At 66.5% G+C, this 8,917-nt stretch carries 10 protein-coding genes; 3 read left to right on the top strand and 7 right to left on the bottom strand.

Annotated elements, in window-relative coordinates; translation table 11 throughout:
- On the top strand, positions 1 to 649 hold a 649-nt coding region (locus QZY06_RS14480), incomplete at its 5' end, for an EF-Tu/IF-2/RF-3 family GTPase (protein WP_367275651.1).
- 141 nt (positions 650 to 790) lie between these two features.
- Here the strand turns inward: QZY06_RS14480 and QZY06_RS14475 are convergent.
- The 5 genes from QZY06_RS14475 to QZY06_RS14455 form a co-directional block, all read right to left on the bottom strand.
- On the bottom strand, positions 791 to 1,321 hold the full coding sequence (locus QZY06_RS14475; protein ID WP_295685776.1) for a cytochrome b: 531 nt from the start codon (positions 1,319 to 1,321) through the stop codon (positions 791 to 793).
- Entirely contained in the window at positions 1,318 to 2,436 is a 1,119-nt protein-coding gene (locus QZY06_RS14470) for a catalase family peroxidase (RefSeq protein ID WP_295685773.1), read from the bottom strand. The genes QZY06_RS14475 and QZY06_RS14470 overlap by 4 nt, the downstream gene beginning before the upstream one ends.
- Positions 2,437 to 2,578: 142 nt before the next feature.
- Positions 2,579 to 3,334, bottom strand: coding sequence for a thioredoxin family protein (locus QZY06_RS14465; protein ID WP_295685770.1), 756 nt, complete (start codon positions 3,332 to 3,334; stop codon positions 2,579 to 2,581).
- Positions 3,331 to 4,002 carry a glutamine cyclotransferase gene (locus QZY06_RS14460; RefSeq protein WP_295685769.1) on the bottom strand — a complete coding sequence of 224 codons (672 nt, stop codon included), beginning with the start codon at positions 4,000 to 4,002 and terminating at the stop codon, positions 3,331 to 3,333. Before QZY06_RS14460 ends, QZY06_RS14465 begins: the two co-directional genes overlap by 4 nt.
- 48 nt (positions 4,003 to 4,050) lie before the next feature.
- Positions 4,051 to 5,271, bottom strand: coding sequence for a helix-turn-helix domain-containing protein (locus QZY06_RS14455; protein WP_295685767.1), 1,221 nt, complete (start codon positions 5,269 to 5,271; stop codon positions 4,051 to 4,053).
- Positions 5,272 to 5,359: 88 nt separating this feature from the next.
- Between QZY06_RS14455 and QZY06_RS14450 the strand changes: the two genes are divergently transcribed.
- The gene (locus QZY06_RS14450) at positions 5,360 to 6,013 is read left to right on the top strand and encodes a glutathione S-transferase family protein (RefSeq protein WP_295685766.1); all 654 of its coding nucleotides are present in this window, start codon (positions 5,360 to 5,362) and stop codon (positions 6,011 to 6,013) included.
- A 16-nt stretch (positions 6,014 to 6,029) separates the two neighbouring features.
- Here the strand turns inward: QZY06_RS14450 and QZY06_RS14445 are convergent, their stop codons facing one another.
- On the bottom strand, positions 6,030 to 6,773 hold the full coding sequence (locus QZY06_RS14445; protein ID WP_295685764.1) for a Sir2 family NAD-dependent protein deacetylase: 744 nt from the start codon (positions 6,771 to 6,773) through the stop codon (positions 6,030 to 6,032).
- A gap of 191 nt (positions 6,774 to 6,964) precedes the next feature.
- On the opposite strand from QZY06_RS14445, the gene QZY06_RS14440 reads away from it, so the two are divergent.
- Positions 6,965 to 7,531 (top strand): glycine zipper 2TM domain-containing protein, encoded by a 567-nt coding sequence (locus tag QZY06_RS14440; protein ID WP_295685763.1) that lies wholly within the window; start codon positions 6,965 to 6,967, stop codon positions 7,529 to 7,531.
- Positions 7,532 to 7,580: 49 nt separating this feature from the next.
- Here the strand turns inward: QZY06_RS14440 and QZY06_RS14435 are convergent.
- Positions 7,581 to 8,917: MATE family efflux transporter (locus QZY06_RS14435; RefSeq protein ID WP_295685761.1), on the bottom strand; the 1,337-nt coding region annotated here is incomplete at its 5' end.

Below are 8,917 nucleotides of genomic sequence, written 5' to 3'. Positions count from 1 at the left end.
CTGCTCCGGCATCTATCGCAAGGGCATGACGCTGCACTCCGTGCGTCTTGGCGGCCCGGTGCGCGTGAACTCCGCGCTCACCTTCATGGCCTCGGATCGCGAAGCGGTCGAAGAAGCCTATCCGGGCGACATCATCGGCCTGCACAACCACGGCACCATCGCGATCGGCGACTCGTTCTCCGAAGGCGAGGCGCTGAACTTCACCGGCATCCCGAACTTCGCACCGGATCTGTTCCGTCGCGTGGTGCTCAAGGACCCGCTGAAGTCCAAGCAGCTCAACAAGGGCCTCGACCAGCTCTGCGAGGAAGGTGCCACGCAGGTCTACCGCCCGATCACGAACAACGACGTGATCCTCGGTGCCGTCGGCGTGCTGCAGTTCGAAGTGGTGCAGTACCGCCTGCGCGACGAGTACAGCGTCGAGTCGATCTTCGAAGCCGCCACGGTCTCCACCGCGCGCTGGGTGTCCTGCGACGACCCGAAGAAGCTCAAGGAATTCCGCGACAAGAACGAAGCCCGCCTCGCCGTCGACCACGCCGGCTATCTCGTCTACCTCGCGAGCAGCAACGTCAACCTGCAGATGACCAAGGAACGGTTTCCGGATATCCGGTTTCTGGATACCCGCGAGCAGGGCGCCGCCGTCGAGCGCTGAAGCTGCTGTTGCGCAGAGACGCTCTAAAAAACACTCGTCATTCCCGCGCAAGCGGGAATCCAGTTCTCGGTTGTCAGCGGTGCGCTAAGGCCAAAACTGGATGCCCGCCTTCGCGGGCATGACGAGCTTTGGGGTGCTCAATCAATCGCCGCCGGCCATGCTCTGAAACACACCGTCACGCCGCACCCATGCGTGGAACAGCGCGGCGGCCAGATGCAGCAGCACGGTGGCGAACAGCAGGAAGGCCAGCCAGGTGTGGGCGCAGCGGAGCACGGCGTAGAGCGCCGGATCGTGCGGGACGATTGCCGGCAAGTGCACCGCGCCGAACATCGGAATCGGATAGCCGCCGGCTGACAGCATCGACCAGCCCACCAGCGGCATCGCGAACATCAGCGCGTAGAGCAGCAGATGGGACAGCTTCGCGGCGATCGACTGCAGCGTCGGCAGATCGGCCGGCAAGGGCGGCGGTGGCGACAGCAGGCGGTTGATCAGCCGCACGATCACCAGCAGCAGGATCGCGATGCCGACCGGCCGATGCAGATCGACCAGCCACGGCCGCTGGGTGACCGAAGCGACCATGCCGACACCGACGAACAGCATGGTCAGGATCATGGCCGACATCAGCCAGTGCAGCAGGCGCGCCGGCAGATTGAAGTGCTTGGACGGGCTCATGGCTTGCCTCCGGTCGAACTACCCGCTTGGCCGGTCGCATCCGGCGCCTTGCCGGTACCGATCTCGTGTTCGCGACGGTTGAACGACACCGAATAGATCGCCGAGCGCGCGGCAAGGATCGGATCGTCCGAGCCTTCGATGCCGGTCGGCAGCACCAGCGGATCGAAGTTGATATCGCGGCAGGCGCCGTTGATCTGCGGCTCGGTGCGGTCGACGATCAGGGTACCGACGACGATCTGCTGCCGGTCTTCCGGCCATGCCTTGGTCGGATCGGCGATTGGATCGGAAGCCGCGGCGACGGTCACCACCAGATCCCAGCGCAACGGGCCCGCGGCCAGCCGCGTGGCGAGATCGGCACTGAGGAAATTAGGGTCCGCCGCCTTGAGCTGCTCGGCATCCATGGCTTCGAACGGCGTCTGCGGTCGCATCGACCAGCGCACGTAGCGGCTGCCACCGGCAGCATCGACGAAACGGAACGCGTTGACGCCGTTGTAGGTGGTGCTCGCCAGGCTCGTCGACCACGGTGCGGTCTTCGCCCATTCGAAGAACGGTGCCGCTTCCGGGTGCGCCTTGCCGAATGCCGCCATCTTCGCCGGGTCCGGCTTGCCGGTCGCAGGGTCGGCTGTGGAGGCCACATTCAAATCGTAGAAGCCTTGCGCGGTAGCGACCATGAACACTGGAAAGCTGTTCATCGCCGTGCGCCATTCCTGACCGTCGTCGGCAATCAGTTGCAAGGACAGGCTGCGAACGCGACCGCCGCTGTCCGCCGCATGCGGCGAGCCGCCGCCGATCGACATCCGCCCGAGCACCGGCAGCTTGCCCGCTGCAAATACCCGCGCCTTCGACAAGGCCGCACCGGCGCCATTGCTCTCGAAAGTGCCCGCAATACACACGCCCTTGGCATGCGCGCGGCGATAACCCGCGCTGACCTCGCCATTGGCTTTCTCGATGACATCGACGAAGCGCGCCGGCGTCAGCTTCGAGGGCGTCAACCAGCCGCCGACCCAGGCGAAGGCCAGCGCCATTGCGGCGATGATCGCGGCGATGGCGGCCAGTGCCGGCAATGGATTGCGGCGCGGCTTGCCGGCCTCGGGGGGAGTTGCGGGGTCTGGCATGGTCGGCTCTGGCGAATGGCTGTCTGGCTATCGTGCTTGCCCAAGGCAGCAAGCAATGTTCCACCGCAGTGTGCACTGTGCCGACCATTGGCGATGGCTTCTGTCTGCTGCCGTACCGATCAAGGCCCGGCAGCAGACAGGCTCAGCCGCGAGCCGCGCAACAAGCCGTGACCGATATCGCTGGGCCTGGACGCGGAGGGTAGCGATCGTGATGGCGCACCCACTCCATCTTGTAGGGCACCTCGCGTTCGTCGCGGCCCTTGGGCACGAGGTCCAGCAGCGCATAGGTGCCCATCATCACTTCGACGCCACGGCCGTAGGTCGAGTAGGTGCGGAAGACATCGCCGGCATCGTCCTTGTAGAAGACGCTGACGCCCGGCGCTTCCTCGCCCTGGAAGGACTGCGTATCGAAGTTATAGACGGGCTGGCCTCCGGCCTTGTCTTCCGGCGTGAAGCTGACTCTGAAGTCGTAGTTGAAGTCGTTGGCATGCGCGGAGACCCACGGGAACTGCCAACCCATGCGCTCGCGGAAGCGCTGAATCTCCACCAGCGGTGCACGCGAGACGGCCAGCAGGGTGACATCGCGATTGGCCAGATGCGGGTTCATGCCGTCGCTGTGATCGGCCATGAACGAGCAGCTCGGGCAACCCTGTGGCCAGCCCGGACCCAGCATGAAGTGCTGCACCAGCAACTGGCTACGGCCATCGAACAGCTCGGCCAGCGTGCGCGGTCCGTCCTGGGTATCGAAGACGTAGGGCTTGTCGACACGCAGCCACGGCAGCGCGCGGCGCTGGCGGGCGACCTGGTCACTCAGCCGGCTCAGTTCCTTTTCGGCGTCGAGCAGTTCCAGCCGTTCTGCCAGCCAGGTTTCGCGGCTGGCGGTCCTGTGCGCGATCATGACAAGGCTCCTTTCGGACGACGCACGGCGCGCACCTTGCCGCTCGGGCCGCCACCGCAATAGAAAAGCCCGGCGCCGTCGGACTCCATACCGCTGACGCCAACACCCGGCGGCATTTCCAGCCGCTCGAGCACGGCGCCGCTTTCCGGGTTGATGCGGCGGATGTCGCTGGCGTCGCCTTCCCAAGTGCCGTGCCAGAGCTCGCCGTCGACCCAGGTCACGCCGGTGACGAAGCGGTTCGATTCGATGGTGCGCAGCACTGCACCGGTCTCAGGATCGATCTGGTGGATCTTGCGCTCGCGGTACTGGCCCACCCACAGGCTGCCCTCGGCCCAGGCCATGCCCGAGTCGGCACCGTGGCCGGGTGCGGGGATCGACGCGACGATGTCGCCGGTGGCGGGATCGATCTTGTCGATCCGTGCTTCAGCGATCTGGTACAGATGCTTGCCGTCGAAGGCGGTGCCTGCATCGCCGCTGCGATCGAGCGTGCGGGCGATCTGGCCGCTCTCCGGATCGAACGCCAGCAGCTTCGAGCCGGTGGCGGCCCAGACGCGCTCGCCGTCGTGGCTGACGCCGTGAATGGCGCTAGCGCCGGCAAACGGGCCGTACTCACGGACGATCTCCGCCGGCCGTACCCGCGCTGGGTTGATCGGTTCTGCTTTGCTCATGGTCTTGCTCCTGATTGATGCGCTGCTGAGCAGCGCGGCAAGGTCAATCTAGGCTAGCGTCAGCGCAGCAGGGAGTAACAAGTTCGTCGTGAATCCCGTCAGCGGCGGCGATAGCCAGCGCTGCGCCCGCGCCAGGCCGATCGAGCGCACACGCCCTTCGGCCTCGAGCTCGACGAGTGCCCGCTGCACCGTGCGCTGACTGTCGCCGAGTGCCAGCGCGAGTGCCGAGGTCGACCAGGCCATGCCATCGGCCAGCAGCGCCAGCAACGAGGCCTGATCGCCTTCGATCGGCGGCAGCAGGACGACAACGGCGTGATCGCCCAGCGGCTTGAGCGCGAAGCCCCGCGCACTGGCCTCGATACGCGCCAGCGGCGCCGCGAGCGCGCGCAGACGGCCGATCTCGACCCGCAGCCGCGCCCTGTGGGTTTCGTCGAGATGCCGGGTATTGAAGGCGCATGTGATCAGCAGATTGCGATCGACATCGCCGGGCCAGGCTTCTGCCAGCGCGCGTGCCAATGCGAACAGCAGCGGCCGCCGCGCCAGCGGAAGCCAGGTGCTGCCGGCACGCAAACCGCGGCGGCAGCCGTCGATCACCAGCGCGCCGGAAGCAAGCAGCGCTTCCACTTCATCGAGCCGCAGCAGCTGCTCCTGACCGGCCTGGATCGACCGGGCAGCGGGACGATCGAGCGCTGCACGCGCCTCGGCCACTTCGGCCCGCAGCGACGGCACTTGCGCACGCTCGGCAGCCTCCCGTGCACGAGCAAACGCAGCTCGCGCCACCGCGGTGTGCAGCAAGCGCAGCGCCACTTCGGCCGCAGCCAGTTCGGCCACCGCCAGCAGCGACGGCGGTGCGCCTTGCGTATCGAGGCTGGCCAGCGCGGCGGCGGCCTCGTCGATACGACCCAGCAGCAGCAGACGACGCACCGCGATCAGGCGCGCGTGCAAGGCATTGGCGCGATCGGCGCGTGCCTCCAGCGTCACCGCGGCAGCGGCCAGCGTGCGCGGCGAGCCGCGAAGATCGCGCATCGCCAGGGCCACCTCGGCTTCGGCGACGACGCAACGGGCGCGGGCCCGCTCTTCGTGCGCGCCAAAGCCGCGTGCAGCACGGCGCAGCAACTCGCGAGCGCGCGTATGTTCGCCGAGCTGGGCCATGGCGATGCCACGCAGGGCAAGCGCCGGCGGGTCTTCACGAAGGGCGACGCGCTTCAGTGCGCCGAGCGGGTCGCCAGTGACCAGAGCACGCGCCGCAGCGGCGATCAGGGAGTCCATGGCGACAGGCTACCTCGACTTTCAACGGCGGCAATGCACGCAAAAAGCCGAGCGGGCTCTATTCTGGTGTCAGCTTTGGAGAAGCGAAATGACACTCAAGCTCTACGCACACCCATTCTCTTCGTACTGCCAGAAGGTGCTGGTGGCGCTGTACGAGAACGACACCGTGTTCGAGTTGCGCATGCTCGGCAACCCGGAGGTGGATGCCGAACTGGCGGCGCTGTGGCCGCTGAAGCGGTTTCCGGTACTGGTCGATGGTGGCCGCACGGTGCTGGAGGCCAGCATCATCATCGAGCATCTGGATCTGCATCATCCCGGCTCGCTGCGCTTGCTTCCCGATGATCCGAAGGCGGCGCTGGAAGTGCGGCTGATGGATCGCTTCTTCGACAACTATGTACAGACGCCGCTGCAGAAGGTGGTGTTCGACAGCATCCGGGCGCCGGAGAATCGCGACCGCCAAGGGGTTGAAGATGCGCAGGTGATGCTCGGCCTCAGCTATGGCTGGCTCGACGGCGTGATGGCGAACCGCGAATGGGCGGCCGGCGAGGCCTTCACGCTCGCCGATTGCGCGGCGGCACCGGCGCTGTTCTATGCCGATTGGGTAAGGCCGATCGATGAGTCATTTACCCATCTGCGCGCTTATCGCAAGCGCTTGCTGGCGCGTCCTTCGATGGCGCGTGCCGTGGACGAGGCGAGGCCGTTCCGTGCGTACTTTCCGCTGGGCGCGCCGGATAGAGACTGAACGCGTGGAGCAGTGCTCAGCCGCTGATCGGAAACGTCTCCGGCAAAGCCTTCGAGGCTGGCAAGCGGACGTGCTCGCCATAGAGCGCCGAAGCTTCGTTGTCCTCCGGATTGATCTCGACCATCCGCGCGCCGTGTCGGCGTGCGCGTTCGGCGAAGCCGGCCGCCGGCCAGACCGCGCCTGAGGTGCCGATGCCGACGAACAGCTCGGCGTCGTCGACCAGCATCGCGGCATGCTCGAAAACGGCTTCGTTCACGGCGTCTTCGAACCAGGTGATGTCGGGCCGCAGCCATGGCACACGGCCCGCCGAGCGATCCGGTGGGCAGTCCGGACATTGGCGATGGGCGAACGTACCCACCGCCAGATCCTCGCGAACGCCATGCACCGGGCAGCGCAGCCGCCACAGGCTGCCGTGCAGTTCGGCGGCGACGGCAACACCGGCGCGTTGCAGCAGGCCATCGATGTTCTGGGTGATGACCTGGATGCCCGGATGCTCGGCCTGCATCGCGCGGATGTGGGCGTGGCCGGCATGTGGCGCGCAGCTCAGCACCTGGGTGCGACGCAGTTCGTGGAAGTCCAGCACCTGGACCGGATCGCGCTCGAAGGCGCGCTGGCAGGCGTAGTCCTGATAGTTGTACTCCCGCCAGATGCCGCCGGCACCGCGATAGGTCGGCACACCGGATTCCGCCGACAGGCCAGCGCCGGTGAACAGCACGATGTTGCGGAAATCTCGCCAGTGGCTGAGTGCGGTAGCGAACATCGGAGTCTGTGAGGGTGTCTTAGGTAAACGGAGTTCGGCCGGATTCTGGGTAAAAGCTTGCACCACACCGAAGTGCCGACACCGAACCATCTGCGTCGCGGCCGGTCCGAAAGGGTGGTCGACAGGTCAGTTCTCGTTCAGCTTGCGATGCTAACCTGCGGAAACATTGCAACCTGTTGAGGGAGACCCCGATGTACAAGAAATCATTGCTGGTGCTGGCGCTTGCCATCCTGACCGCTTGCGGCCCTGCTCCGCAGCCGCCGGCCGATCCCGCTGCTGCGCCGACTGAAGCGGCCGCTACCACGCCGTCTGCCGCCCCGGCCAAGATTGAAGACGAGCCCGCGCCGGCTCCGAAGCCCAAGCCCAAGCCGCGTCCGGCTCCGTCACCAGTGGCCGAAGCGCCAGCGCCGGCTCCGCCGCCGGTTTGCGGTGATTGCGGCGTGATCTCGAACGTCGCCGATGAACGCGTCAGAGGCGAAGCCTCGGCACTCGGCACCCTCGGCGGCGCTGCTGCCGGTGGTGTGGCCGGTTCCCAGTTCGGCAAGAAGTCCGGCAAGATTCTGGCGACCATCGGCGGTGCGGTGATCGGCGGTTTCGCCGGCCGTGAAGTGGAGAAGTCGGTCAAGGCCGAGTGGGTTCACCACGTCACGGTGTCGATGGACGCTGGCGGCACCCGTACGGTGACGCTGCCGCGCATGGATGGTCTGGCCGTGGGCTCGAAGGTTCGCGTGGTCGGCAACGATCTGGTTCCGAACTAAGCGGCAGCCGCGGTAAACAGGGTCTGAGCCGTCCCGGCAACGAGGCGGCTCAGACCCTTATTTTTGCCCAGCGTTTCTGCTTCCAGAGCCAGGCGAAGATGCCGGTCTGGAAGGCGCGGTAGCCGGTCATCAGGATCCAGATTCCCGACAGACTGCTGCCGAGCAGGCTCACCGCGGCATAGGCGCCGGGCAGGAAGAAGCCCCATTGCAGGCCGACGGCGACCAGCGCTACTGCGCCGCTGGCGCCGACGCCAAGCAGGGCATTCATCAGGATGAAGCCGAGGCCATCAAGCGTGACGGCCAGGCCGATCAGGCGCAGCGGCAGCCGGCCGACATCGACCAGCACATCGGCGGTGGCCGGATCGCTGAAGAACACGCGCAGCACGGCGTCGGTCGCGAACAGCATCGGCACCGCAAGTGCCGCGAACACCCACCAGGTTGCCCGGAACACATCCCAGGCCCAGGCGTAGGCGTCGTCGACATCACCACGGCCCAGCGCGGAGCCGGTCAAGGCGGCAGCTGCGAGCCCGAAGGCGATACCCGGCAGCACGGACGCCAGGGTGATGTTGATCAGCACATTGGTGACCGCCAGTTCCGCCGTGCCGATCTGGCCGATGATCCACAGCAGCACCGAAAAGCCGCCCGCGAACAGCAGGTTCTGCACGCAGGACGGCAGGCCGATGCGCAGCAGATCGCCGAGTTGCGTCATCGATGGCAGACGGCGCATGAAGCCGGCCGGCCGTGCTTCGCGCCAGGCCAGCAAAAGGTAGGCGCCGGCGCCAGCGAAGGTGCTGATCAGGTTCGCCAGCCCGGCGCCGCGGGTGCCCATTTCCGGCAGGCCCAGCTTGCCGAAGATCAGCAGCCAGTCGAGCAGGATGTTCAGCGCACTCATGCCACCCAGCACGTAGAGATAAAGCCGCGCGCGGCGGATCGCACTCCAGTAACCGCGAAACGAGAAGTTGATGCCGACAGCGACGATCGCCGCCAGCCGGAACTGCAGATAGACCGTGCCTTCGGCGCCGACCGCCGGGTCTGCGTAGAGCGTCGAGAACAGCCAGGGCGCAGCGACGATCAGCACCAGCGACAGCGGCAGGCCGATGGCGATCGACAGCAGCAGTCCGCCATTCAGCGACAGCGCGGTTTCGTCGAGCCGGCCTTCGCCGTAGCGCCGTGCGGCCATCGCCTGAACGGCGGACGACAGGCCGGTGATTGCCGAGAACGCAGTGAAATGCAGGAAGCTGGCGGCGCCGACACCCGCCAGTGCATTGGCACCGAGATGGCCGACCATTGCCAGATCGACCAGATTCAGCAGCACCTGCGACAGCATCGCGCCAAGGATCGGCAGCGCCAGCGACCACACTTCACGGAAACGCTGGGCAGGCACGG

Source organism: uncultured Nevskia sp., assembly GCF_903885465.1.
Lineage (GTDB): Bacteria > Pseudomonadota > Gammaproteobacteria > Nevskiales > Nevskiaceae > Nevskia.
Note: the sequence above shows the minus strand (reverse complement) of the source record. Positions and strands in the feature narration are given on the sequence as shown.

Bases quoted from the DNA above. Each gene is read 5' to 3' on its own strand.
- QZY06_RS14455 (WP_295685767.1), bottom strand. From the start codon at position 5,271: ATGGACTCCCTGATCGCCGCTGCGGCGCGTGCTCTGGTCACTGGCGAC.
- QZY06_RS14475 (WP_295685776.1), bottom strand. From the start codon at position 1,321: ATGAGCCCGTCCAAGCACTTCAATCTGCCGGCGCGCCTGCTGCACTGG.
- QZY06_RS14465 (WP_295685770.1), bottom strand. From the start codon at position 3,334: ATGATCGCGCACAGGACCGCCAGCCGCGAAACCTGGCTGGCAGAACGG.
- QZY06_RS14445 (WP_295685764.1), bottom strand. From the start codon at position 6,773: ATGTTCGCTACCGCACTCAGCCACTGGCGAGATTTCCGCAACATCGTG.
- QZY06_RS14440 (WP_295685763.1), top strand. From the start codon at position 6,965: ATGTACAAGAAATCATTGCTGGTGCTGGCGCTTGCCATCCTGACCGCT.
- QZY06_RS14460 (WP_295685769.1), bottom strand. From the start codon at position 4,002: ATGAGCAAAGCAGAACCGATCAACCCAGCGCGGGTACGGCCGGCGGAG.
- QZY06_RS14450 (WP_295685766.1), top strand. From the start codon at position 5,360: ATGACACTCAAGCTCTACGCACACCCATTCTCTTCGTACTGCCAGAAG.
- QZY06_RS14470 (WP_295685773.1), bottom strand. From the start codon at position 2,436: ATGCCAGACCCCGCAACTCCCCCCGAGGCCGGCAAGCCGCGCCGCAAT.